This window comes from Streptomyces sp. NPDC058045 (genome assembly GCF_042885635.1).
Taxonomy (GTDB): Bacteria; Actinomycetota; Actinomycetes; order Streptomycetales; family Streptomycetaceae; genus Streptomyces.
In genome coordinates, this window is record NZ_JBHVRR010000018.1 from 53,728 (window position 1) to 79,275 (window position 25,548).

The 25,548-nt window shown below is 70.6% G+C and carries 20 protein-coding genes; 4 read left to right on the forward strand and 16 right to left on the reverse strand.

Annotated elements, in window-relative coordinates; all coding sequences use genetic code 11:
• Positions 1–143 precede the first annotated feature (143 nt).
• The 3 genes from ACFVST_RS13970 to ACFVST_RS13980 all read right to left on the reverse strand — a co-directional run bounded on the left by ACFVST_RS13970 (position 144) and on the right by ACFVST_RS13980 (position 4,589).
• Positions 144–2,114, reverse strand: coding sequence for an ATP-binding cassette domain-containing protein (locus ACFVST_RS13970; protein WP_390150273.1), 1,971 nt, complete (start codon positions 2,112–2,114; stop codon positions 144–146).
• 170 nt (positions 2,115–2,284) lie between these two features.
• Positions 2,285–3,043: an NUDIX domain-containing protein gene (locus ACFVST_RS13975; RefSeq protein WP_390150276.1), complete on the reverse strand. Its 759-nt coding sequence runs from the start codon at positions 3,041–3,043 to the stop codon at positions 2,285–2,287.
• A gap of 118 nt (positions 3,044–3,161) precedes the next feature.
• Entirely contained in the window at positions 3,162–4,589 is a 1,428-nt protein-coding gene (locus tag ACFVST_RS13980) for a DUF4192 domain-containing protein (RefSeq protein ID WP_390150278.1), read from the reverse strand.
• A 133-nt stretch (positions 4,590–4,722) separates the two neighbouring features.
• Between ACFVST_RS13980 and ACFVST_RS13985 the strand changes: the two genes are divergently transcribed.
• Positions 4,723–6,885 carry a RecQ family ATP-dependent DNA helicase gene (locus ACFVST_RS13985; RefSeq protein WP_390150281.1) on the forward strand — a complete coding sequence of 721 codons (2,163 nt, stop codon included), beginning with the start codon at positions 4,723–4,725 and terminating at the stop codon, positions 6,883–6,885.
• Between the two features lie 231 nt (positions 6,886–7,116).
• Positions 7,117–7,752: a hypothetical protein gene (locus ACFVST_RS13990; RefSeq protein WP_390150284.1), complete on the forward strand. Its 636-nt coding sequence runs from the start codon at positions 7,117–7,119 to the stop codon at positions 7,750–7,752.
• 131 nt (positions 7,753–7,883) lie between these two features.
• Here the strand turns inward: ACFVST_RS13990 and ACFVST_RS13995 are convergent, their stop codons facing one another.
• The 6 genes from ACFVST_RS13995 to ACFVST_RS14020 all read right to left on the reverse strand — a co-directional run bounded on the left by ACFVST_RS13995 (position 7,884) and on the right by ACFVST_RS14020 (position 12,042).
• A complete protein-coding gene (locus ACFVST_RS13995; RefSeq protein ID WP_390150286.1) occupies positions 7,884–8,528 on the reverse strand; it encodes a hypothetical protein in 645 nt (214 codons plus the stop codon).
• 68 nt (positions 8,529–8,596) lie between these two features.
• Entirely contained in the window at positions 8,597–9,298 is a 702-nt protein-coding gene (locus ACFVST_RS14000; RefSeq protein ID WP_390150289.1) for a ribonuclease HII, read from the reverse strand.
• A gap of 59 nt (positions 9,299–9,357) precedes the next feature.
• A complete protein-coding gene (locus tag ACFVST_RS14005; protein ID WP_390150291.1) occupies positions 9,358–9,534 on the reverse strand; it encodes a hypothetical protein in 177 nt (58 codons plus the stop codon).
• Between the two features lie 203 nt (positions 9,535–9,737).
• Entirely contained in the window at positions 9,738–10,682 is a 945-nt protein-coding gene (locus tag ACFVST_RS14010; RefSeq protein ID WP_390150293.1) for an ADP-ribosylglycohydrolase family protein, read from the reverse strand.
• A gap of 12 nt (positions 10,683–10,694) precedes the next feature.
• Positions 10,695–11,354, reverse strand: a complete 660-nt coding sequence (locus ACFVST_RS14015) for a histidine phosphatase family protein (RefSeq protein WP_390150296.1) — start codon at positions 11,352–11,354, stop codon at positions 10,695–10,697.
• Positions 11,355–11,436: 82 nt separating this feature from the next.
• Positions 11,437–12,042, reverse strand: a complete 606-nt coding sequence (locus ACFVST_RS14020) for a YdbC family protein (protein ID WP_390150298.1) — start codon at positions 12,040–12,042, stop codon at positions 11,437–11,439.
• Positions 12,043–12,222: 180 nt separating this feature from the next.
• On the opposite strand from ACFVST_RS14020, the gene ACFVST_RS14025 reads away from it, so the two are divergent.
• A complete protein-coding gene (locus ACFVST_RS14025; RefSeq protein WP_390150301.1) occupies positions 12,223–12,759 on the forward strand; it encodes a TerD family protein in 537 nt (178 codons plus the stop codon).
• Between the two features lie 105 nt (positions 12,760–12,864).
• Here ACFVST_RS14025 and ACFVST_RS14030 read toward each other — a convergent pair whose 3' ends face one another.
• From ACFVST_RS14030 to nrdR, 3 genes are all read right to left on the reverse strand, one after another.
• Entirely contained in the window at positions 12,865–13,647 is a 783-nt protein-coding gene (locus tag ACFVST_RS14030; RefSeq protein ID WP_390150304.1) for a hypothetical protein, read from the reverse strand.
• Between the two features lie 173 nt (positions 13,648–13,820).
• Positions 13,821–16,721: a vitamin B12-dependent ribonucleotide reductase gene (locus tag ACFVST_RS14035; RefSeq protein ID WP_390150307.1), complete on the reverse strand. Its 2,901-nt coding sequence runs from the start codon at positions 16,719–16,721 to the stop codon at positions 13,821–13,823.
• 164 nt (positions 16,722–16,885) lie between these two features.
• Positions 16,886–17,461, reverse strand: a complete 576-nt coding sequence (gene nrdR / locus ACFVST_RS14040; protein WP_390150310.1) for a transcriptional regulator NrdR — start codon at positions 17,459–17,461, stop codon at positions 16,886–16,888.
• A 605-nt stretch (positions 17,462–18,066) separates the two neighbouring features.
• Here nrdR and lexA point away from each other — a divergent pair.
• Positions 18,067–18,852: a transcriptional repressor LexA gene (gene lexA, locus ACFVST_RS14045; RefSeq protein WP_390150312.1), complete on the forward strand. Its 786-nt coding sequence runs from the start codon at positions 18,067–18,069 to the stop codon at positions 18,850–18,852.
• Positions 18,853–18,944: 92 nt separating this feature from the next.
• Here lexA and ACFVST_RS14050 read toward each other — a convergent pair whose 3' ends face one another.
• The 4 genes from ACFVST_RS14050 to ACFVST_RS14065 are packed head-to-tail and all read right to left on the reverse strand — an operon-like array spanning position 18,945 to position 25,513.
• Positions 18,945–20,936, reverse strand: coding sequence for an ATP-dependent DNA helicase (locus tag ACFVST_RS14050; RefSeq protein ID WP_390150315.1), 1,992 nt, complete (start codon positions 20,934–20,936; stop codon positions 18,945–18,947).
• A gap of 40 nt (positions 20,937–20,976) precedes the next feature.
• Positions 20,977–22,812 (reverse strand): IucA/IucC family protein, encoded by a 1,836-nt coding sequence (locus ACFVST_RS14055; protein WP_390150318.1) that lies wholly within the window; start codon positions 22,810–22,812, stop codon positions 20,977–20,979.
• 40 nt (positions 22,813–22,852) lie between these two features.
• On the reverse strand, positions 22,853–23,578 hold the full coding sequence (locus tag ACFVST_RS14060) for a GNAT family N-acetyltransferase (protein WP_390150321.1): 726 nt from the start codon (positions 23,576–23,578) through the stop codon (positions 22,853–22,855).
• 60 nt (positions 23,579–23,638) lie between these two features.
• Positions 23,639–25,513, reverse strand: coding sequence for an IucA/IucC family protein (locus ACFVST_RS14065; RefSeq protein WP_390150394.1), 1,875 nt, complete (start codon positions 25,511–25,513; stop codon positions 23,639–23,641).
• Between the last annotated feature and the right edge of the window lie 35 nt (positions 25,514–25,548).

Consider the following 25,548-nt stretch of genomic DNA (forward strand, 5'->3'; position numbering starts at 1 on the left):
TCTGATCCGAACTCCCTTGAGTTCTTTGGTGAAAAGCACACGAAAGGGTGATCGACCCCCTCACACCAATTGACGCCTTACCGAAAAGTTCCAAGCGATCCCTGGGGAGTTGCGGGCAGCAGCGGAACGAAAGCGGTGTGGGTTCATCCCCGGACGCGGCGCCGCACCCCGGTGAGCAGATAAGCGCAGAGCAGTACCGCCAGCGCCAACGACAGTGCGGTGCCCACGGGTTGGACGATCATCCGCAGCCCGGCCGCGATGTACCGCTCGGCGCCGAACGGCCACTGCACGAGCGCCAGGTCCCGCAGCCGCCCGGGCAGCCCGGCCGCGGTGCGCACCGAGGGACCGGACAACACCTGCTGCGCCAGGGGCACTCCGACGACCGGCACCCCCAGCACCGCGGCAAGGCCCGCCGCGGTGGACCGGAAGACCCCCGCGGCGAGCAGTCCGGCCCAGGCGCACCCGATCGTCAGACAGTCCCAACTCACCCACAGGGAAGGCCAGTCACCCGGCACGGACACCACCTCGGAGCCGTAGACGAGGTAGAGGATCGCGGCGTCGCAGCCGACGGCGAGGAAGGCGAACAGGCAGGCGGTGGCCGCGGAGACGAGCAGCTTGGCGGCGAGCAGCCCCAGCCTGCGCGGCACATTGCCGCGGTCCGCGGCGAGCGCGGGATGGCGGAACTCCTCACCGAAGGCCAGCGCCCCCAGCAGTCCCGCGGCCAACGCGGCGGGAGGCAGCGGGAGTTCGGCGGGCCAGGCGGTGAAGAGGCGAGGTGCGGCGGTGTGTCCGGCGCGAGCCAGGAAGAGGCTGATCAGTACCGACGCCGCCACCATCACCGCCGCGACCCCGTATCCCGTGCCCACGCCCAGGACCCGATGCAGCTCGTAGCGCAGCGGCCGGAGCGGGACGCGGGCGGCGCGCACCCTGATCGGGGGCGGCAACTGGGCGGCCTGGCGCAGAGGTTCGGGGGCGGCTCGTGCGGCAGGGACGGCACCGGGTAGTGCAGCGGAACCACGGGATCCGCCAAGTAGCGTTCCCGCCTTGGCAGTTCGCTCCACCGGGGGCTCTTCGGTCGGTCCGCCAGTACCAGGCCCGGGGTCGGGTACGGAGTGGGGTACGGGATCTGCCGGGGTGTCCGAGGCGGGGTCTGGCACGGTCGGCAGTGCGGGAGTAGTGGCCGCGCGGGCGAGCTCCGCGATCTGCTGTTCCCGCTGGACTTCGAGGGGGTAGGCCTGCTCCCCCATGTCGCCGGTTTCCTCGGCGAGTTGGTGGACCAGGATGCCGTGCCGGAAGGCCGTCTCGCCGACCTCCGCGCACACCGATCCGTAGACCGAGAGCCGGTTGCCGTCCTCCTTGACCACCTCCACGGAACGTCTCGACGCACGTGCCTCCTTGGCTAGCAGCAGACCGAGACGGGCGGCATGGGGAGTGCGTACCGCGACCCGCGGGCGCAGCCGGGTCCTGGCGAAATCCCCCGCCTCCTGGTCCGCGATGATCCGGCCCGCCTCCAGGGTCACCACACGGTCCGCCGTACGTGCCGCCTCCTTGGCGTCCTTGGTTGCGAAGAGGACGGTGCCGCCCTGGGAGGCGTGCGAGCGCAGCACTCCGTGCAGCCAGTGGGCCTCCTTGGTCGAGAGGGAATCCGCGGGCTCGTCCAGTACCAGAGCGTGCGGATCGGTGAGCAGGGCACAGGCCAGGCCGAGCCGCCGGTCCACGCCACGGGACAGGGTTCCCAGGCGTTCGCCGCGCAGGCTGACCAGTCCGACGGCCTCCAGCACGTCGTCCGCGCGGCTGCCCGGGACTCCGGCGGCGGCGCACAGCATGTGGAGTTGGCCGCGCACCGTCCGCGCGGGATGGCCCGGTACGTCGCCTAGCAGGACGCCCACCTCGCGGGCGGGATGGGCGATCCGGTGCAGCGGCCTGCCTCTGAAGAGGGTGATGCCGCGGCCCGGGGCGAGTTCGAGCATGAGCCGCAGGGCTGTCGTCTTGCCGGCTCCCGCCCGGCCGAGCAATGCCGTGACCTGTCCCTCGTGCGCCTCCATGGAGACGTCGTCGACGGCGGCCGGGCACTGCTTGCCCGGGGTACTGGTCAGTCCGATGGCCTGGATCATCACTGTCTCTCACGGGAGGTGCGACCGCTCGGCGGCCGGGGCCCGCCCGTTGGATCAGAGACGACGGGACCCCGCGGGTACCTCGGTAAGATAGCGCGACATATCAGACTTTTCGGTCAGGTGCCATGGGCGGGTGTTCCGAACGGCCGAGGGGCCGTCACCCTCCCCGCTCAGACCTCCGGCCGCAGCATCGGCGGATTGAGCAGGGTGGCACCCCCGGCCCGGAACAACTGGGCCGGGCGGCCACCCTGCCGCGTGGTGGTGCCACCTACGGGGACCAGGAAGCCCGGCGTACCCGTCACCTTGCGATGGAAGTTGCGCGGATCGAGCGCTACCCCCCAGACCGCCTCGTAGACCCGGCGCAGTTCTCCGACCGTGAACTCGGCCGGACAGAACGCCGTCGCCAACGAGGAGTACTCGATCTTGGACCGAGCCCGCTCCACCCCGTCCGCCAGGATCCGGGCATGATCGAAGGCCAGCGGCTCACCACCTGCCCCTACCCGATCCGGTCCCCCTTCGAGGAGTTCCTCGACCGGCGCCCAACGGGCACTCCGCGCGTCGCCGCCCGGCCTCGGTGCGGGCAGGTCGGGGGCGAGCGCGAGGTGCGCGACGCTGACCACCCTCATCCGGGGATCCCGGTCGGGGTCGCCGTAGGTGGCCAGTTGCTCCAGGTGCGCACCGTTGTCCCGGACCGCTTCCTGCGGATGGTGGGCGGACAGACCCGTCTCCTCGGCCAGTTCACGGGCGGCCGCAGAGGTGAGATCCTCGTCGGCTCTCACGAAGCCCCCGGGCAGCGCCCAGCACCCCTGGAATGGCTCCTCGCCCCGGCGGACCGCCAGCGCGCACAGGGCATGGCGCCGCACGGTCAGCACGACCAGATCGACGGTGACAGCGAAGGGCGGGAAGGCCGACGGGTCGTAGGGCGACATGCCGTGATCATAGTCGTCTGCCTGACGATAAAAACCTCCTTCGCCATCCCGCCACCCGTAGATCCCGACCTGTGCAACGCCCGCCCGCCGCAGGCCTCCTCACCCCGCACCGAGTCGGTCACCTCCGATCCCGAGGCGACCTGCCCGGCGTGCGTCGCCGAGCACGCTGGGACGGCACTCCGGGTCCCGACGGCGCCCGCCCGCCGCGACCGCCGGCTGCCGCCCCTCCCGGCTTGCCGGGTGGCCGCGCTCCGACGGGGCGCCGCACCCGTGCCGAACCCCCGGTCGGCGGCTTCCGGACTGCGGCTTCCCTCCGTGTGTGGCGTTCATTGCGCAGGAACCTGCGGAGCAGTTCGGGGTCGAGACCCACGACGCAGGCCTCATGCAGGAGCTGGGCGAAGCGGTACTCGCCGTCGACGCCCAGTGCCATGGCCAAGGCCTCCCGCGCCTCCACCTCGTCGCCGGTGGACCAGGCGATCCAGCCGACCAGGGTCAGCGGGGCCGCAGCGTATTCGACGTAGGCGCCGACGCAGCGGCGTGCGAGGCACCGCCACAGGCGGAGTGCCGTGGGCGCTTCCTTGTCCTCCATCCATTCGGCGACGCAATCCCGCGTGGTCCTGTCCTGCAGGCCGAGGATCAGCGCGGCGGCTTCGTCGTGCGCGATGAGGCGGTCGTCCCGCGCATCGGAGGCGGCCGTGTCGTCCAGGCTCCGGGTCTTGGCCAGCCTCCGCATCAGGATCCGACCTAGGTTGACCGTCTCCTCGGCCAACGAAGTGCGCTGCGCGGCGTCGACGATGCGGGGCACGACGGCTCGGCCCGCCGCGTCGAGGGCGGCTTCCTGCTCCTGGACCTCGCCGACCTCCCAGGGCAGTAGTCGCCTCCTGAACTCCTGGACCGTGCCCCGCACCCGCAGCCCGGCGAAGGACGCGGCCGCCGCCAGTGCGGAGGCGCCGGAAATGCCCATGGGGGTGCCGTCGGGCGGACAGCATCGGGGGTCAGGGCAGATGTAGGACCAGTAGCGCCCCTCGGAGAGGCAGATGGCCTCCACCACCGGCACGTCCTGGGCGCCGCACTCGGTCCTGAGCAACTGCGCGAGCGGGCGCAGCCGTTCCATCACCTGCCGGCCTGTCTGCCCGAAGGGGGCGGGCGGTGCGTCGAGCAGCGTCCCGCCGCCGCTGCGTACGGGCAGCAGCTCCGGCTCGGGCACTGCCGCACCCCGGGCGGGCGGGTCCTGGCAGAGGAAGACGACGATGCCGTCCGGTTTGCCGTTGCGGAGCGAACTGGCTTCGATGAGCCCCTCCGCCATGTGTTGGGCCGCAGACGGCCAGTCCTCCTCGCTCAGCGGGATACCGAGGCGGGCCCTGCCGCCGAAGCGCCCCACTCCCACCCGCTCATGCACCGCGACCATCACCATGCACTCCTCAGGCCGGTACCCGAGGAGGTACGGAAGGACGTCCACCAACTCTGCGGCGGAGCCCATTTCGACGATGGGGGAGCTGTGCGACTTCTCGGATTGTTCGGTTGCTTTGCCGTGTTCTGTAGTCATGAGACGACCATGCACCGGAATACAAGGGTCCGGTTTTGGCTGTGGATAACTCCGATCAGGTCCACGACAGAAGTTATCCACAGGAATGGGGCGACGTTCGCACGCTGTCAGACCCATCGGGTTGCATAGGGCCATGACCAACGCAGACTTGCGCACCGAAGCCGACTCGATCCTCGCCCGCCTTGTCGGAGATCCATCCGGCAGCGCCCGGCTCCGCGAGGACCAGTGGCGTGCCATCGATGCCCTCGTCGCGCACAAACGGCGGGCCCTGGTGGTGCAGCGCACCGGATGGGGCAAGTCAGCGGTCTACTTCGTGGCCACCTCGCTGCTGCGTCGGCAGGGCAACGGACCCACCGTGATCGTGTCCCCCCTCCTCGCCCTGATGCGCAACCAGGTCGAGGCCGCCGCCCGGGCCGGAATCCACGCCCGCACGATCAACTCGTCGAACCCGGAAGAGTGGGACACCATCCGCGCCGAAGTCGCCGAAGGCCAGGTGGACGTCCTGCTGGTGAGCCCCGAGCGGCTCAACAACCCGGACTTCCGGGACCAGGTCCTGCCTGAGTTGTCCGCTGCCACCGGTCTGCTCGTGGTCGACGAGGCACACTGCATCTCGGACTGGGGCCACGACTTCCGCCCCGACTACCGCCGGCTGCGCACCATGCTCGCGGACCTGCCCGCCGGTGTCCCGGTCCTGGCGACCACGGCCACGGCCAACGCCCGGGTGACCGCCGACGTGGCCGAGCAACTCGGCACCGGAGGCGAATCCGACGCCCTGGTCCTCCGCGGCCCGCTCGACCGGGAGAGCCTCAGCCTGGGCGTTCTGCGGCTGCCCGACGCGGCACACCGTATGGCCTGGCTCGCCGACCACCTCGCCGAACTCCCCGGCTCCGGCATCATCTACACCCTGACCGTCGCCGCGGCGGAGGAGGTCACCGCCTTCCTGCGGCAACGCGGGCATAAGGTCACGTCGTACACCGGCAGGACCGAGAACGCTGACCGGCAGCAGGCGGAAGACGATCTGCTGGCGAACCGGGTGAAGGCCCTGGTGGCGACGTCCGCGCTCGGTATGGGCTTCGACAAGCCGGATCTGGGCTTCGTGATCCACCTGGGCTCCCCCGCCTCCCCCATCGCCTACTACCAGCAGGTGGGGCGGGCGGGACGCGGTGTGGATCACGCGGAGGTGCTGCTGCTGCCGGGGCGTGAGGACGAGGCCATCTGGCAGTACTTCGCCTCGGTCGCCTTCCCGCCGGAGGAACAGGTGCGCCGCACCCTGGACGTGCTCGCGGAGGCCGGCCGCCCGCGGTCCGTGCCCGCCCTGGAGCCACTGGTCGAACTGCGGCGCTCCCGCCTCGAAATCATGCTCAAGGTCCTGGACGTGGACGGCGCGGTACGCCGCGTCAAGGGCGGCTGGATCTCGACCGGTACACCCTGGGTCTACGACGCCGAGCGCTACGCGTGGGTGGCGAGGCAGCGGGCGTCCGAGCAGCAGGCTATGCGCGACTACGTGACCACCGGCGGCTGCCGAATGGAGTTCCTGCGACGGCAGTTGGACGACGAGCAGGCGGCACCCTGCGGGCGCTGCGACAACTGCTCGAAGCCCTTCGTCAGCGACGCCCTCTCCCCCACGGCCCTGGACGCTGCACGCGGCGATCTGGGACGGGCCGGGGTGGAGATCGAGCCACGCCGTATGTGGCCCACTGGCCTCACGGCCGTCGGTATCGACCTGAAGGGACGGATTCCGGCCACCGAGCAGGCAGGCCCCGGGCGGGCACTCGGACGCCTCTCCGACATCGGCTGGGGCAACCGCCTGCGCCCCATGTTCGCCACCGGCGCCGGGGACGGCACCGTGCCCGACGACGTCTCCCGCGCCGTGGTGGGCGTCCTCGCCGACTGGGCGAAGGGGCCCGGGGGTTGGGCGTCGGGCAGCCCCGACGCGGCCCCGAGGCCGGTAGGGGTGATCACCATGCCCTCCCTCACCCGCCCCAAGCTGGTGCAGAGCCTCGGAGCCGGCATCGCGGAGGTAGGCAGACTGCCCCTGCTGGGCACCATCGAGTACGCCGACGACGGGGGCACGGTGCACGCCCCCCGCAGCAACAGCGCCCAGCGGCTGAAGGCGCTCTCAGGCGCCCTGGTGGTGCCCACGGAGCTGGCCGCGACGCTCAAGTCCATAGACGGACCAGTGCTGTTGGTCGACGACTTCACCGACAGTGGCTGGACCATCGCCATGGCGTCCCGTCTGCTGCGCGGTGCCGGCGCGAACGGGGTGCTGCCGCTGGTGCTGGCCGTGCAGAACTGACGGCGGCATCGGTACGACGGCAGTGAAGCGACAGATCTCTGGGTAGGGATACAGATGGCGGATCACACGCAAGCAGTCGTGCGGCCCAATTCCTCATTGCCGCCGGCCCGTAGGCCCGGAAGAATTGGCACTGCTCCCGCGCGACACCTGCGAAGTCCGGTAGGGCTGTGCCGTGGTGCGCTCTCGCAGTCCCACCCGCCGCCCTGTGGGCGCGTAGCCGAAGGGAGGACCGTGACCTTCGGATTCGCTTCGTCCGCCGCCTCGCCCTGGGGTGCCGCCAAGTCCCGCCATGCGGCGGCCGATTCGGCCCCCCAGTCGTCCCGAACGCTGGAACCGTCCGAGTGGGCAGCCGCCGGCATACCCCTCCTGCGCAATCCGCGCGAGGTGGTCGGCGCGCTGCACGCCCTCCATCGGCCCACCCTCACCACGGCCGTCGTCGCCGTCCTCGATCCCGAGGAACGGCTCAGGGCCAGCGCCTCGTTCACCAGGAAGTCGGCGGCCGTGGACGGCTGGGTCTTCCGCAACGCCCTGCTCTCGCAACTGCGTCGGGTGATCCCGCACGACCTGCGCCGGCGCACCCCGGTGCGGACCGCGGTACTCCTGTACTGCCGTGACGGCGACGCGCAGTGGACGCTTGAGGACGGTGCCTGGATGTGGGGCCTGCGGGATGCCTGCACGCTGCACGGCCTGCGCTGCGGCGCCTACATCACGCTGACCCGGGACGGCTGGCAGGTACTCGGCGAAGGCCGGGGCGGCCGACGCCCCAACGCGGTTTCCCCGCCGACGGAATCGGCCGGCACGGACATACCGCGACTCCGTTCCGGAGGGGCAGCGTCCGATGCGCTGCGGCGCGCGGTGGCACGCTGACGCTCGGCCCGGCCGCTCACACGGAACAGGCCCTAGCGCCGGACGACTTCGGTGGGCGGGCGGTTCGGCCTCGGGCCGTTCCACCCGCCCCCGGATGCCGTCTCACTCCAGGGCGAGTACACCGAGCGGGCTCAGACCCCGGCGCCCAGCACCGAGTTGATGCGCTGCGGGTCACCGCAGACGATCAGCAGGGCACCGGCCTTGCCGAGCGCGAGCGGCAGCGCCTGGGCCGCGGCTTCGTCGGCTCCGCCGTTCACCGCGACCACGACCACGGGACGGGTACCGGCCCGGCTCGCGGCGGAGGCGTCGACGTAGAAGACGTCGTCTCCGGCGTCGTGCTGCGCCCAGTAGGACGCCTCGCCGAAGGTGAGTTCGTGGGTCGCCCACGGGTGAGGGTCGCCGGTGGTGAGGACGAGCACCTCCTCCGGGGCGCGACCGGAGTCAAGCAGCAGGTCCAGCGCCTCCTCGGCGGCGTCCAGAGCACCGTCCGGAGCTGCGGGGATCAACTGGATCTGCGGGGCCGACGACTCCGTGGCCGGAGCCTTCGCCGGCTTTGCGGGCGCGGAAGGCGCCTGCTTGGCGGCCGCGGGCTCGCGCGGCGTGCGCTGCGCGGGCGGTGCGGGCCGGGCGGGACCCGGGTGGCCGGGCCGCGACGGAGCCGCGGGACGGGGACCGGGTACTGGGCGAGGGGTCGGGGCGCTGCGGCCGGTGGCCGGCGTTGCGCGGGGACCCTGGGCGCTCTCGTGAATCTGAGGCTCCTCGGGAATGAGAGGCATGGGTTGATATCTATCAAACGCCGGTGCGGAATGCGTCGGCGGGTGGCACGTATGTGCGACGTGATGCGTCAGAAGTCGAAGCCCAACTGCCCTTCGATCTCCGGAACGTTCCCGTCCGCCCAGCTACGGGCCTTCTTCATATGCCGCCAGCGCGGCAGCGCATCAAGATACGCCCATGTGAGGCGGTGATACGGGGTGGGGCCCCACTCTCGCAGCGCGGCTTGGTGCACCGGCGAGGGATAGCCGGCATTGGCCCCGAAGTCGAAGTGTGCATGATCCGCGCCCAGTTCGGCCATCATCGCGTCACGCCGAACCTTGGCGATGACCGAGGCGGCCGCCACTGCCACACAGGACTGGTCGCCTTTGATCACGGTTCGGACCCGCCAAGGCGCCCCGAGATAGTCGTGCTTGCCGTCGAGGATGACGGCCTCGGGACGTACCGGAAGGGTGTCGAGCGCGCGGGAGGCGGCCAGCCGCAGGGCGGCCGTCATCCCGACGGCGTCGATCTCCTCGGCGGAGGCGTGTCCGAGGGCATAGGCGGTGACCCAGCCCTCCAGTATTTCGGCGAGCGCGGTGCGCCGCTTCGGTGTCAGCAGCTTGGAGTCGGTGAGCCCCTCGGGCGGCCTGCGCAGTCCGGTGACCGCTGCACACACGGTGACCGGCCCGGCCCAGGCGCCCCGCCCGACCTCGTCCACCCCGGCGACGACCTTCACTCCGGCGGTGGCTCGGAGGGACCGTTCAACGGTGTGGGTGGGTGCTTCGTACGGCATGGCGGAGACAGCGTACGCCGAGGGGTTCATGGTGCGACACCCGGTCCCGGGCTGTGGACTCAGTCCTGCGGGGTGGTCGATGGCGGCGTGATCATCTGGTGCGCCGCCTCGACCGGATCCCGCTCGGACCGTTCGCTGCCGCACACCTTGCCGCGGTGCATCAACATGGCCGGAATCACTTCTCCCACATAACCGCCGGTCGCGTCCGGGCCTACGTCCCAACGCTCTCTTCCCATGCTGCACCACCTCCTCGGTGCGGGCGACGGTCGGCCGCGCCGCACCGTCGGAGATCACGGAGTGGAAGCGATCCGCAGTGGTGCTGTCGCATTCGTGAAGGGGAGGCCGGAGCGGAGCCGAGCCGGGAGAGCATCGCGTCGCGCACCCGACCACAGCGCACCACAACGTCCTCACGGACATCGCCGCCCGCCCCTGGGCGGTCTCAACTCGCCGCAGCGGTGGCCCAGTCGGGCAGTGGCTCGGTCCGATCGAGCCACGGCCGAGGCGGGCTTCCCGCCTCCGTCACCGAGACGATGCCGCCGACGATGGCACAGGTGGTGTCGACATCTCCGCCGACCTGGGCCGTGGCCCAGAAGGCCTCCCGGAAGTCCCCGAGCCCACGCGCCGCGGACCACACAGCGAACGGCACCGTGTCCTGGGCCGAGGTGCGGCGGCCGCAACCGAGTACGGCCGCAACCGTGGACGGGTCCCCGTAGTCGAGCATGTCGCGGGCCCTGCGCAGGCCCGCCCCGACGGCGCTGCGCGGCACCAGGGCGATGACCCCGTCCAGCAGCGCCTCCGCGGTCGGCGGCCCGTCCGGGGAGGCGGCCAGTGCGGCGGCGGCCGCCACTGCCATGGCACCGACAATGGCCTCACGGTGCTGATGCGTCGGATAGGCGGAGATCTCCGCCTGGTGGGTGGCCTGTTCGGGATCATCCGCGTACCAGGCGCCGAGTGGGGCGATGCGCATGGCGGCGCCGTTGCCCCAGGAGCCCTGCCCGTTGAAGAGGGCGGAGGCGAGTTCCCGCCAGTCGCCGCCTTCGCGGACGAGGCGGAGCATACGGTTCACGGCCGGCCCGTAGCCGCGGTCGAAGTCATGGCGGGAGGCGAAGGAGTGCGCGAGCGCGTCCTGGTCGATGCGGTGGTGTCCGAGCAGGACCGCCAGCACCGAGCAGGCCATCTCCGTGTCATCGGTCCACTGCCAGGCGCCGTCCGGCACTTCACGGCATTTGAGGAGGGGATGGTTCGCAGGAACGAAGAACTGCGAGCCGAGCGCGTCACCGACGGAGAGTCCGCGCAGGCTGGCCAGGGCGCAGGCGAAACGCCGGGTGTCAGAGGTGTGAGCGGTGTGAGTGGTGTCAGAGATGTCAGAGGAATCAGCGGTCATCTTCGTGCCACCTTAGCCCGTGACTCCGTACGGTTCCGGGTCGCGCCAGTGGGTGAAGGGGCGGTCGAGGGTGTACTTGCCGTCGGCTCCCAGTTCCAGGACCCGTATCTCGCCGTTGCCCGGATTGGACAGCGCTTCGAACTCCGCCACCGACCAGTGGAACCAGCGCATACAGAACAGCCGCATGGTGAGCCCATGGGTCACGATCAGCACATTGGGCGGGTGGTCCGGCGCTTCGAAGCTGCGGAACAGGCTCTCCAGGAACGCGCCCACCCGGTCGTAGACATCGGCGCCGGACTCGCCCTGGGCGAAGCGGTAGAAGAAGTGCCCGTAGGCGTCGCGGTAGGCCTTCTGCAACCGGACGTCCTCGCGGTCCTGCCAGTTGCCCCAGTCCTGTTCGCGCAGCCGGGGCTCCTCCCGGACCCGCACCCGGTCCGGGGCCAGATCGAAGGCGCGCAGCGTCTCGTGGGTCCGCCGGTAGGGCGAGACATAGACGCTGACGCGTTCCTGACCGAAGAGGGCGCGCAGTTCCTTGCCCGCGGTCTCGGCCTGGTGGACGCCGGTGCGGGTGAGGGCCAGGGCGTGATCGGGTTCGCGTTCGTACACGGAGTCGTCGGCGTTTCCCTCCGACTCCCCGTGCCGGACCAGGACAATGCGGTGTGGGCGGGCCATAGGGGAAACCCTAGAGCGAGCGGCCGCGCGATGAGCACGCGGAGTACCCGGAGTATCCGGCTCCGGTCTGTTGCGGGCGGGCTCAGACCGTCCAGGACTGTTCAAGATCCACGATGTCGCCGGTCAGCGCCGCGACATCGGCCTCGATCTGGGCGCGCAGCGAGAGCCGTTCGACCCGTTCTGCGCGGTACTTGCCGTGCTCGGCCGCGGACTGCCACATCGACAGGACGAGGAACTCGTGGCCCGGTCCCTCCCCGAACACACCGCGGACCATGCCGGGCGACCCGGCCATGGCCGGGTTCCACACCTTCTCCTGCATCAGCGCGAAGTGCTCCGCCCGCTCAGGGTGGACCCGGCAGTGGGCGACCCGGACGAGGTCGGTGTCGGTGAAGCGGGGTTGGAAACCGGTCCTGACGTCGAAGCGGTGGTCGAAGAGGTGGCTGCGCATGTCCCGGTAGCTGCCGGACTGGGCGGCGGCGAGCCGGTCGTGGGACCGGGCCATGAAGGAGTCGTAGAAGGCCCGGCTCTCCCAGAAGCCGAAGACATGGGCGGTGTCGGGCCGGAGCCGGCTCCAGCCGCCGCCCTGCCCGCGGAATCCGGGTTCGCCGAGGAGCCCCGCCCATTTCCGCTGCCCCCGCTCGAAGCCGCGGCGGTCGACCACGGTGCAGCGAATCCACTTGACCAGCACCGCGCCATCGTACGGCCGGAATCGGCGGATCGGCGGCGGCCGGTGGGAGTACGGGTCGGCCGGGGCCGCCGGGTGGCACGTTCCGGGTGGTCTGTCGGTGGCACATGGCACCATGGGAATCGACAACCACCGCCAACCTGCTTGCAGCGCAGGGGGGTTGACGTAGAAGGGGGAAGTCTGGTGAGTGGTCTGAGCAAGGGGCTGGCCAAGGTCGAGGTGGCGCTCCGCTGGGATCCCAGCCCGCTCGGGGAGGCGCCGCACGATCTTGATCTGGTCGCCGCCACCTATACGAGGGACACTCCGTCCGAGGCTCCGGAGTATCTGGTGCACCACGACAGCCGTTCCCCGGATGGCACGATCAGCCTGGACCGGGACAGCCGCAACGGGCAGGGTTTCGGCTTCGACGAGGTCATGACCCTGGAGCTGGACCGGCTCTCCGAGTCCTTTGTACGGGTCGTGGTGGGCGCGGTCATCCAACAGGCGCAGGAACACAAGGCGTTCGGTGCGATAGAAGCCACCGCGGTACGGATCCGCGGCGAGGACGACCGGGAGCTGTTCTCGGACGATTTCACGGGCGTGGCATCGGCGACGGCGGCCACGGTCGCCGAGTTCGTGCGGGATGACTCCGGTGCCTGGGAGTTGAACGCGGCGGTCCACGGCTTCGACGGCGAACCGGCGGAGTTCACCGCGGCGATGGGCGCGACCGCCTCCCGCTGAACGGGCCGGCGGCTTCACTGTCAGGCGGCATCCCGGCACCGGGCCGGTGTGCCGCCTCCGGGGTTCAGGGCGGAGTCCCCTTCCGAAGTGCCGTATCTCCTGGCGTCACCGCCTGGGTCGGTAGGGCCAGGGGTAGCCGAGGGCGCGGGCGAACTCCGCGGATCCGCCGCAGACTTCGGCGGCCGACCGCGGGTCGCCCGCGGTGAGTTCCTCCGCCAGCCGGTGGGCCTCGGCCGCCGGGTCCTCGCCGGCGATGGCCAGGGTCAGCCGGAACTGGAGCCAGGGACGGCCTGCCGTGATGGCGGACCGACCCGGGTGGAAAAGGACGAGTTCGATCCGGTCCGGCACCCGGAATGTGGCGGCGACTCGGCTGAGTTCGCATTCCCAGCGTTCGAGCCAGTCGGTGCGCTGCCGGAGTTCTTCTTCGAGCAGCCGGGCGATGGTTCTGGCCGGCCATTCCCAGGAGTGATCCGACGTCGCCCGTTCGACCTCCGTCCGGTATTGCCGAGCGTCGAATCTGAACTCCGGCAGATCGACGGTCTCTTCGTCGGGATTGCGCCAGCCGCCCCAGATCACCTGGTCACCGTCGAGGCGGATCGTGACATACAGGGCTCCGCAACAGCCCTCGGTGCACCTCGCCTCCGCCAGGCAGACCTCGCGTGGAACGGGGCCGGCCTCAAGTGGCCCGCCGGGAAGAAGAAGATGACGCGGGTCCAGTCCGGGCTCCGGATCGAATACCTCGGCCACCACATCCAGGCCATCGATATGGGGACGCACTTCCACCTCGCCGTCATGGGAAGCCGGGTCCGGAACGGCGACACGGAGGCGCAAACTCTGTAGGTCAGGGGTCACGGGACGATGGTCGGCCGGGGCGACGGCAGTTGTCATCCGCTTTCCCGCAAGCCGTATCCCATGGCGAAGGGGACCGGAAATATCCGGTCCCCTTCGTGAGCCACGGCTCAGCCATATACGCGGGCTGTACCGAAAGACGAGTCGACGCGATGGCGGGCAAGTCCCGGCGATTCAGCCCGAGTTTCAGTTACAGCTTTCAGCTACACCTCTCAGCTGCAACCGCTGGTCGAGCCGCAGCCCTCGCAGATGTAGCAGGAACCGGCGCGCTGCATCTTGGTGCCGCAGGAGAAGCAGAGCGGGGCGTCCGCCTGGATACCGAGCTGCATCTCGACCAGTTCGGCGTTGGTGTGGGCCTGCTGCTGCGGGACGGGCTTCTCGGCTTCCACCTCGGTCCGGGGCGCGGCGACCGCCTTCAGCGACTCGGTCTGGCGCGGTGCGGACTGGGCGAGCCCCTCGACGTCCAACTCGTCGTCGGTCGGCTCGTAGGAACCGGTCTCCAGGTGGCGCTGGCGCTCCTCGGCGGAGTGGATGCCGAGGGCGGACCGGGTCTCGAAGGGCAGGAAGTCCAGTGCCAGGCGGCGGAAGATGTAGTCCACGATGGACTGCGCCATCCGCACGTCCGGGTCGTCCGTCATTCCGGCCGGCTCGAAACGCATATTGGTGAACTTCGAGACGTAGGTCTCCAGCGGAACGCCGTACTGGAGGCCGACGGAGACGGCGATGGAGAAGGCGTCCATCATGCCCGCGAGGGTGGAGCCCTGCTTGGACATCTTCAGGAAGACCTCGCCGAGGCCGTCGTCCGGGTAGGAGTTGGCCGTCATATAGCCCTCGGCGCCGCCCACCGTGAACGAGGTGGTGATGCCGGGGCGGCCCTTGGGGAGGCGCTTGCGGACGGGGCGGTACTCGACGACCTTCTCGACCGCGGCGCGGATGGTGCCCTCGGCCTGCTCGGCGATCTCGGCCTTCTTCTCCTCCTTCTTCTTGGCGGAGAGGGGCTGGCCGACCTTGCAGTTGTCGCGGTAGATGGCGAGCGCCTTGACGCCCATCTTCCATGCCTTGAAGTAGACCTCCTCGACGTCCTCGACGGTCGCCGACTCGGGCAGGTTGACCGTCTTGGACAGGGCGCCGGAGATCCACGGCTGGATGGCCGCCATCATCCGGACATGGCCCATCGCGGAGATGGAGCGCTCGCCCATGGCGCAGTCGAAGACCTCGTAGTGCTCGGTCTTCAGGCCGGGGGCGTCGACCACATTGCCGTGCTCGGCGATGTGATCGACGATCGCCTCGATCTGCTCCTCCTGGTAGCCCAGGCGCCGCAAGGCCTGCGGGACGGTGCCGTTGACGATCTGCATGGAGCCGCCGCCGACCAGCTTCTTGAACTTGACCAGCGCCAGGTCGGGTTCGAGGCCGGTGGTGTCGCAGGACATCGCCAGACCGATGGTGCCGGTCGGGGCGATGACGGAGGCCTGCGCGTTGCGGAAGCCGTTCTTCTCGCCGAGGCGCAGTACGTCCTGCCAGGCCTCGGTGGCCGCGGCCCAGACCGGTGTGTCCAGGTCGTCCATGCGCGGGGTGGCGGCGTTGGCGTCGGCGTGCTGCTGCATGACGCGCCGGTGCGGAAGTGCGTTCTTGGCGAAGCCGTCGTACGGGCCGACGACCGCGGCGAGTTCGGCGGAGCGCTTGTAGGAGGTGCCCGTCATCAGGGAGGTGATGGCGCCGGCGAGGGCGCGGCCGCCGTCCGAGTCGTAGGCGTGGCCGGTGGCCATCAGCAGGGCGCCGAGGTTGGCGTAGCCGATGCCGAGCTGGCGGAAGGCGCGGGTGTTCTCGCCGATCTTCTGGGTGGGGAAGTCCGCGAAGCAGATGGAGATGTCCATCGCGGTGATGACCAGCTCCACGATCTTCGCGAAGCGCTCCGAGTCGAAGGACTGGTTGCCCTTGCCGTCGTCCTTGAGGAACTTCATGAGGTTCAGCGAGGCCAGGTTGCAGGACGTGTTGTCCAGGTGCATGTACTCGCTGCACGGGTTCGAGCCGTTGATCCGGCCGGACTCGGGGCAGGTGTGCCAGTGGTTGATGGTGTCGTCGTACTGGATGCCCGGGTCGGCGCAGGCCCAGGCGGCCTCGGCCATCTTCCGGAACAGCGACTTGGCCTCGACCTCCTCGATGACCTCGCCGGTCATCCGGGCGCGCAGGCCGAACTTCTCGCCGTTCTCGACGGCCTTCATGAAGGCGTCGTCGACCCGGACCGAGTTGTTGGCGTTCTGGTACTGGACGGAGGTGATGTCGTCGCCGCCCAGGTCCATGTCGAAGCCCGCGTCGCGCAGGGCGCGGATCTTCTCCTCCTCCTTCACCTTGGTCTCGATGAAGCCCTCGATGTCGGGGTGGTCGACGTCGAGGATGACCATCTTCGCGGCCCGGCGGGTGGCGCCGCCGGACTTGATGGTGCCGGCCGAGGCATCGGCGCCGCGCATGAAGGAGACGGGGCCCGAGGCGTTGCCGCCGGAGGAGAGGAGCTCCTTGGAGGAGCGGATACGGGAGAGGTTCAGGCCGGCTCCGGAGCCGCCCTTGAAGATCATCCCCTCTTCCTTGTACCAGTCGAGGATGGACTCCATGGAGTCGTCGACGGCGAGGATGAAGCAGGCGGAGACCTGCTGGGGCTGGGGGGTGCCGACGTTGAACCAGACCGGGGAGTTGAAGCTGAAGATCTGGTGCAGGAGGGCGTAGGCCAGCTCGTGCTCGAAGATCTCCGCGTCGGCGGCGCAGGCGAAGTACCTGTGGTCCTCGCCGGCCTTCCGGTAGGTCTTCACGATGCGGTCGATCAACTGCTTGAGGCCGGTCTCCCGCTGCGGGGTGCCGACGGCACCGCGGAAGTACTTGCTGGTGACGATGTTGACCGCGTTCACCGACCAGAAGTCGGGGAACTCGACGCCTCGCTGCTCGAAGTTGATCGAGCCGTCGCGCCAGTTGGTCATGACGACGTCACGGCGCTCCCAGACCACCTCGTCGTACGGATGCACGCCCGGGGTGGTGTGGACGCGCTCGATACGCAGCCCCTTGCCGGCCTTGCCCCCCTTGGCTCGGGAGCCTCGTGCCGGGCCGCTCGCCGTCTCTGTCATGCCGCCTCCCTGTATCGGGCAAAACGCCCTGAAGTGCCGCGTTCTTCCCGTGGCACGGTTCTGTCCTGCGCCGCTGCGGCACACACCGCCGCGGCAGGTCTCATTGATCGCCGACCGAGTACCGGCCTCTTCGGAAGGCCCTTCGGGGCCTCCCGGTCCGCCGGTCAGTCGGCGACGACGGGCACGGGGACCCCCGCGTTCCCCGTGCGCTCACGTTCCTTCGCGTCGCGCCGCGCACCGCCACCGGGCGCGGCCGCCGCGTCCCTCCCGCCGCGCTCCCCGGCTGGGTCGGTGGCGCGCTGCCGCCGCAGCTCGCCGATGGCGGCTTCGAAGTCCTCCAGCGAGTCGAACGCCCGGTAGACGGACGCGAACCGCAGATAGGCCACCAGGTCCAGCTCCTGCAGCGGGCCCAGTATGGCCAGCCCCACATCGTGCGTGGTCAGCTCGGCGCTTCCGGTGGCCCGTACGGCCTCCTCGACGCGCTGCCCGAGCTGCGCGAGGGCATCCTCGGTGACCGGTCGCCCCTGGCACGCCTTGCGTACGCCGTTGATCACCTTGGTGCGACTGAAGGGCTCGGTCACGCCGCTGCGCTTGACCACCATCAGCGAACAGGTCTCCACGGTCGTGAAACGACGGGAGCAGTCGGGGCACTGGCGGCGCCTGCGGATGGACGTGCCGTCGTCGGTGGTGCGACTGTCGACGACCCGGCTGTCGGGGTGCCTGCAGAAGGGGCAATGCATGGCTCCGACCCTCCTTCACAGCACGATTTCATGGCCCGATGAGGCCCAACAGGAGCCTCTCGAACGCAGTCACAAGCATAGGCGATGACTCGGACACCGAGGACCGGGGACCACAACTTGTGGGCTACGGGCTCAATCCAACCACTAGATCTTGGGTTTGGGGAGAATCCGTGGCCGTGTGCGTGTCGCATTGCCCAGCGCCGCGCAGGCACCGGGCGGGCCGTCCGGACAGCCGGGCGCCGCTCACCCCTGACCGGGCAGGCGGAAGCCGTGCAGCAGCCGCGGCCGGGCACACAGGAACCCTCGATTCCGCTGCGGAACGAGGACGGACGCGGTCCGATTCCGACCGGCCGGTGGCAGACTGAGCGCGCAATACCGGGAGGCCGTGGCGGCGCCTCAGAGGCGTCCCGCATCCGGTGAGGAACAGTACCGCAATCAACTGTTTTGCCGGAGCGCGGTACCGGGCGCCGGGCGGCAGGCAATACACCTGCGCAGATGATCACGTCAGCAGATCCGCGCTTTTTCACTCGAACGTGTGTTTGGCGCAACCTTTCGAAACCTACTACCGTTGTCCAACCAGGGAGAACACCCGGAGAGGGGCCGACGTGACCACCACCGCAGGCAGTGCCATCATCACCGCCCAGGACCGTTCCCAGGGCCGACACGAGCCGGTGAACGCCATGAACGACACAGCCACGAACGAGGAGGGGTCCCGGCCGACCCGGTCCCTTCCTGGACGGCCCCCAGGGATCAGGGCGGACAGTTCAGGCCTCACCGACCGGCAGCGCCGCGTCATCGAGGTGATCCGCGATTCCGTGCAGCGCCGGGGATACCCGCCGTCCATGCGCGAGATCGGCCAGGCCGTCGGCCTCTCCAGCACCTCCTCGGTGGCCCACCAGTTGATGGCCCTGGAGCGCAAGGGCTTCCTGCGTCGGGACCCGCACCGTCCCCGCGCCTACGAGGTGCGCGGCTCCGACCAGCCCGTGGCGCAGCCCACCGACACCTCGGGCAAGCCCGCCGCGTCCTATGTGCCGCTCGTCGGCCGGATCGCCGCCGGTGGCCCGATCCTCGCCGAGGAGTCCGTGGAGGACGTCTTCCCCCTCCCCCGGCAACTCGTCGGCGACGGCGAGCTGTTCGTGCTGAAGGTCGTCGGCGACTCCATGATCGAGGCCGCCATCTGCGACGGGGACTGGGTCACCGTGCGGCGCCAGCCCGTCGCGGAGAACGGCGACATCGTGGCCGCGATGCTGGACGGCGAGGCCACCGTGAAGCGCTTCAAGCGCGAGGACGGCCATGTCTGGCTTCTCCCGCACAACTCCGCGTACCAGCCCATCGCCGGTGACGAGGCGACTATCCTCGGCAAGGTCGTGGCGGTGCTGCGACGGGTCTGAGTCCTTCTCGGCCCCCTGTTGACCGGGCCCCGGAACCTCTGCGCCGGTTCCGGGGCCCGCCCCTGCTCGCACGGCCTCTCCGGCCGCGCGGCTCACTCGCCGTTCTGCTGCGCCGCGGCGTCGATGGCCGCCAGTGAGCGGCGGACCTGATTGCGGTCCGTGGTGTACCAGAAGTCCGGGAGCGAGGCCCGCAGATAGCTTCCGTAGCGGGCGGTGGCCAGCCGGGAATCCAGCACCGCCACCACACCCCGGTCGCCCGAGGCCCGTACCAGGCGGCCGGCGCCCTGTGCCATCAGCAGCGCGGCATGGGTGGCGGCCACCGCCATGAAGCCGTTGCCACCCGCGTCCTCCACCGCCTTCTGGCGTGCGCTCAGCAGTGGATCGTCGGGGCGCGGGAACGGGATCTTGTCCATCACCACCAACTGGCAGCCCGCGCCCGGCACATCGACGCCCTGCCAGAGCGACAAGGTGCCGAAGAGGCAGGTCCGGGCGTCCGCGGCGAAGTTCTTGATCAAGTCGCCCAGCGTCTCCTCGCCCTGCAACAGGATCGGGAACTCGGGGATCCGGCTCCGCAGGGCCTCGGCCGCCGCCTGTGCGCCCCGCATCGAGGAGAAGAGGCCCAGTGTGCGGCCGCCGGCGGCCTGGATCAGCTCGGTCAGCTCGTCGAGCATGTCGCCGCGGTCGCCTTCACGGGCCGGGCGGTTCAGATGCCGGGCGACATAGAGGATGCCCTGCTTGGGGTAGTCGAAGGGCGAGCCGACGTCGACGCCCTTCCACACCGGCAGTTCCTCCGCCTCGGTACCGGCGATGCCCGCGGTGCCCTCCGGCGCGAGGCCGAGCGAGGCGCCCACGCCGTTGAAGTCGCCGCCGAGCTTGAGGGTGGCGGAGGTCAGCACCACGGAGCGGTCGGTGAAGAGCTTCTCGCGGAGCAGCCCGGAGACGGACAGCGGAGCCACCCGCAGCGAGGCACCGAACCGGTCGTGCCGCTCGTACCAGACCACGTCGAACTCGGAGCCGTGGGTGATGCGCTCTGCCACGGTGTGCACCGACTCCACGGAGGCCAGGGCCTGCTTGCGGACCGCGTCCTCGTCCTGGACCGACTTGTCCCGGGTACTGCCCAGGGCCGAGACGACATTGCGTGCCGCGTCCCGCAGGGCGGTCAGCGCGTAGGACAGGTCCTCCGGGATCTCTTCCAGGCGGCCCGGAAGGGCCAGTTCCATCAGCCGCTCGAAGCCCTCCGCTGCGGTCTGGAGCTGATCGGCCACCTTCTCGTCCACGAGCTTGGCGGCGCGCCGCACCGCGCGGTTGACCTGGCCGGGGGTCAGCTCGCCGGTGGCCACACCGGTGACGCGGGAGACCAGTTCATGGGCCTCGTCCACGATCAGGACCTCGTGCGGCGGCAGGACGGGGGCGCCCTCGATGGCGTCGATCGCCAGCAGTGCGTGGTTGGTGACCACCACCTCGGACAGCTTGGCCCGCTCCCGGGCCAGCTCCGCGAAGCACTCCTGCCCGTAGGCGCAGCGCGTCGCGCCCAGGCACTCCCGGGAGGCGACGGAGACCTGGGCCCAGGCGCGGTCCGAGACACCGGGGCTGAGGCCGTCCCGGTCCCCGGTCTCGGTCTCGTCGGCCCAGTCCCGCAGCCGCATCAGGTCCTGGCCCAGCTTGCTGGTGGGCGCGGCCGCCTCGAACTGGTCGAAGAGCCCCTCTTCCTCGTCCTGCGGCATTCCCTCGTGCAGGCGGTGCAGGCAGAGGTAGTTGGACCGGCCCTTGAGCATGGCGAACTCGGGGCGGCGGCGCAGCAGCGGATGCAGGGCGTCCACGGTGCGTGGCAGGTCGCGCTCCGCCAGCTGGCGCTGGAGGGCCAGGGTGGCGGTGGCCACCACCACCCGCTCGCCGTGGGCGAGGGCGGGCACCAGATAGCCGAGGGACTTACCGGTGCCGGTGCCCGCCTGGACGAGCAGGTGGGAGCCGCTGTCGACGGCTTCCGCGACGGCTTCGGCCATGGTCACCTGGCCGGGGCGCTCCGTGCCGCCGACGGCGGTGACGGCGGCGTGCAGGAGATCGGGAACAGAGGGCTTCGTCATAGGCGGCCAAGCCTAAACGGCGCCACTGACAGTGCGGTCCTCACGGGCGGTGGAGCGGGTTGGCGACGGTGCCGTGGACCGCGGCGTGCGGACGCTGCGCCCGGTCGCGGTAGCCGTCCAGGTGGAGCCGGTTCCGGTTCAGGCAGAGGCGGTCGATCCGCGGGGTGAGCAGGTCGAACATCTCGAACCGCTCCTTCAGCTCGGGGAACCGCGCCTGGTGCCCGGTGATCTCGTCCCGGACCAGGGACCAGAACTCGTCCTTGGGCACGCCGAGTTGCTCCTCGCAGAGCGGGGCGAGATAGCGGAAGACGCCGATGAACAGGCCGGAGGTGATGAACTGCGGCAGGAACGAGGCGGGCTCGGTGAGCAGTACCTCGCGGACCTCGGCGGGCATCCCCCGGTGTTCCGGCAGCGGCTCGGCGCTGATGTTGACGTCGTCCACGAAGTCCTTCACGGCGAGCCGGACGGGGATGTCGCGTTCGTCGAAGACGACCACCGCGTTCTCGCCGTGCGGGGAGAAGACCGTGCCGTAGCGGTAGAGGAAGTGCAGCAGCGGGGGCAGCAGGGCGGCGAAGAGGCGGCGCAGCCAGACCCGGGCGGGCAGTCCGGAGCGTGCGACCAGTTCCGCGGTGAGGGCGCGGCCGGCCGGGTCGGTGCCGAGGAGCGCGGCGAGGGTGCGGCCGCGTTCCCCCGGCGCGAGGTGCGGCCCCAGCGGCTCCCGCCAGATCGCGCCGAGCAACTCCCGGTACTGGTAGGGCACTTCGGGCAGGGCGTCGTAGAGGGGGTGGTACACGGTGACGGAGGCGACCTCGCCGAGGAGGATCACACCGCACTGGTCGCGGAGGAAGGGGTCGCCGTCCCGCAGGGTGTGCATCCAGGCGGTGACGGCGGGTGCGGCGAGGGTGCGTTCGGTGGGGAGTCCGCGCCAGACGAGGGTGTTGAGGATGGAGAGCGGCAGCTTCACGGTGTGCCGGTCGGGGCGGGTGGTGTTGAGGAACGTGCGGATGGACTGCTGCGGCATCCGGAGGTCGCCGTCGGTGGGCAGCGGCACGATACCGCCGGTGGCGACGGCGGGCGCGAAGAGGGGCAGCACCACCTCGTCCCACTGCCAGGGGTGGACCGGCAGATAGAGGTAGTCGGCGGGGTCGAGGCCTCGGGCGCGCAGGGCCGCGTCGTACGACTCCCGGGTGGCGGGGGCGAGTTCGCGGGCGTAGAGCCGGTCGGCGCTGCTCAGACCGGGGGTGCCGCGGTAGGTGGCCAGGTCGGTGTGGACCGCGGTCCAGGGCAGGGTGAGCGGGGTGCGTGCCTCGGGTGCCCAGCGGGCGGTGTCGGTGGCGGTGAAGCCGACCCGGCCCTTGTTGGGGACCAGCCAGGGGTGACCGGTCTGGTGCCCTTCGAGGGTCGCGTAGTCGAGGTCGGCGAGGGCGGCGGCCGGGAGCGCGGTGTGGTCGAGGCGGGCGTCCGCGGCGAGGGTGGCGGTGAGTTCGCGGATGAGGTGGCCGAGGGTGGTGCCGTCGATGTCCAGCGCTTTGCGGGCCCGCACCGCGAAGTCGAGCGGATCGGTGTAGGGCACGGCTCTGCCGGGGTCGTCGCGGTGGGCGGCCTCGGTGCGGGTGAGGGTGTCGGCGGCGACGCGCCAACTGCCGTAGGCGCCGCGGGTCGCGTGGAAGGACACCCGCGAGCCGTCGTCCAGATCGATCCGGTAGACCCCGTCCACGAGGTCGGGCACCGGCCGGAGGATCTGCTCGTAGGAGAATTCGGCGATGGTCTTGGCGAGCAGTCGGCGGCCGGCCAACGTCCAGCGTTCACCGGTGAGTTCGGGCGGGTCGTAGAGCTGTGGCCGCCCGTCTTCGGGTGCGTGGGAAGAATTTTGCACTGTGACTCCTCGGGTGGGAACCGGATGGGGACACGGGTCGTTACTCTGTGTGACCGGGCCGCAGCAGGGCGCGCCAGGCCCGGTCGTGGACCATCAGTGCGGCGCGCTTCTCGGGCAGCTCCAGCTCGGCGGAGAAGCGGAAGCCCGCACTCAGGAACGCGGATACGGAAGGGGTGTTGCGCAGGTCGGGTTCGGCGACGACCCGGGTGCAGCGGGGACGGTGATCGAGGACGAGGCCGGCGACGGCCGACAGCAGGCGGGAACCGAGGCCACGGCCGCGGTGGGTACCGGTACCGATGAGGAGGTGGATTCCGGTGTCATGGGGACGGGCCGGGTAGCTCTCGGCCAGCGGGTCGAGATCGGCACGGTAGATCTCGAAGTAGCTCATGGGAGTGCCGTCGAGTACACCGAGGCAGGGGAGGCTGCGGCCGTCGCCGTCCAGTTGCGGCCGCAGATGGCGCTCGGTGACCGATGCGGGGCCGGCCAGCTCCCAGAATTCCGCCACGGCCGGGTCGTTCATCCAGCGGGTGATCAGTTGCAGATCCCGCGGGAGTTCGACCGGGACGAGCCGGAAGGTGCCCGCGGACGTACGGGCGGGGCACCAGTCGGCGAGGCGGTCGAGCAGGTCGTGGGCGGTTCGGCGGGCGGCGGGTAACGCGCCGCCCCCGAACGGTCCGGTCTCGGGTGGCGGCGCGGTGGCCTCGGTGTGCCGGCAGCCGTAAAAGGTTCCGGTGCCGGCCGGGTGGCCTGCTTCGGCTGCCGTCACGATGACGCTCCTCTCGGGGAGGGTTCAGCAGTTGTCAGAGGTGCAGCGGGTTCATCTCGCTCAGGAATGAAGGGGGTTGGCGATGGTGACGTAGACGGACTGGGTGTCGACGGGGCCGACCAGCTCGTCGAGGCCCTGGAAGCGGGTCAGCAGGTTCGCCTTGCAGCGCAGGGTGGGCGAGTCGAGCAGCAGGGCGGGCAGCGGGCTGCGCGACCTCTCGGGGCCGGACGCGGCCCTGGTGAGGAAGCGCCGGAACGCGGCCAGCAGGACCTGCTCGTCGGCCAGCCCCTGCGAGCCGAACGCCCCGATGAGGCCGAGCACATTGTTGATGCCCAGGTAATAGGCGAAACGCTCATCGGTGACCTCGTCGGGTACGAAGCTGTCGCTGAGGTCACCGATGCCCGGCAGGCGCCTGCGGAGTTCGCCGCGACGGGAGGTCCGGAAGTAGTAGCCCTGGTTGTCGCGGTAGCGGCCACCGGACGGCCAGCCCTCCGGGTCGAGCAGGACCACCGTGTTCTGCTGGTGCGCTTCGAGGGCGACTCCCGCTTCCCCGTCGAGCCAGAGGACGGGCCGGACCACCTGCTCCAGATAGCGCAGGAACCACTCGGCGGCCACCGCGCCGTGCGGCCTGCCGGTCCGGGCCGCGAGGCGGTCCACGGCCACGGCGAGCGGGGAGCGCAGCGTCAACTCCGGTGCGTCGCCGCCCGGTTGGGCCGACGGCCGGGGCGAGACCAGGCCCGCGAGGCAGGCGGCGTCATCCCCGGCCCCGAACGGGTTGTGCCGGATCACCACGTCGAGCCCGGTGACAGGTTCGCCGTCGGCACCGTCCACGGCGAGCCAGGCCGGGTCGCGGACGATGTCGAAGCGGGGATGGGCGGCGTGCCACTGCACGCCCAGTCCGGAGCGGAGCAGCCGGTGGACCTCCACGCCGCGGTGGAGTTCCTTGCGGAGGTTCTCCCGTCGGGAGTTGGTGATGCGCAGGCCCAGCGAGAGTTTCAGCATGGCGGCGGCATCCGGGCGGTACAGGGTGCGCACGGAGGAGGTGGGATACCAGTCCGGCCCATGGGGGCCGAGGTCGCGTACGAGGCCGGCGTCCAGCAGGGCGGCCGTGTCGGGGCGCCGGGCGAGCTCCCGCATCTGCCACGGATGCAGGGGCAGCGCGGCGTACCCGGTCGGCAACGGCAGGGGGGCGCCCGCGAGTTGGGTGATGAGGCGATCGGCGGGGACGTTGCGGCCGCGTCGGGTCCAGGCGGAGTCCTGGGCGAGGATGTCGCGGTCGACGGCAAGCCAGTGGAGCGGGAAGGAGCCGCGGAGTTCGGGCGAGTAGCGGCGGGTCTCGCTCTCGGTGAGGCCTTCCCGGCTCTTCGGGGTGGGGTGCAGCGGGTGGCCGAGCAGCAGCGACTGCTCGGCGGCGAGGAACCGGTCATCGGTCTCGGCCGGTTTGCTGCGCCGCTCATCGATGAAGAGCGCGGTACGGCGGACGGAGTCGGCGACCCGGGCGACCAGATCACTGACCGAGGCACCACCGTCGCCCCCACCTGCCCCGGCACCACCACTGCCGACCGTCGGCCCGTCCTCCGCGGCGGCCTCAACTCCTGTGCGGTGGGCGGCTTCACGGGTGATGAAGGAGGCGAGGGTGACGGCGTCGATGCGGGCGCCCGGGTCCGCCGCGGTGACCGGTGAGCCGAAGCGGTGCCAGCCGGTGGCGGAGCAGTGGTGGACGGGCACCAGGAGTTCGGTGCCGATGGCGTGCAGGGGGACGCGGAGCGGGCCGGATGCGGGGGCGGTGAGTCCGGTCTCGCGCGCCCAGCAGCGCAGCAGGTTCTCCACCGCCGCGGCCTCGGCGGCGGTACCGGGGTCAGGGTGTTCGAGCAGATCCCGCCCGACACCGTCAGCCGCCGCCAAGTCCTGCCCGCTTGCAGGGACTTGGGACAGCGTCCGTTCCTGGGGAACGTCCAAGTCCCGGACGA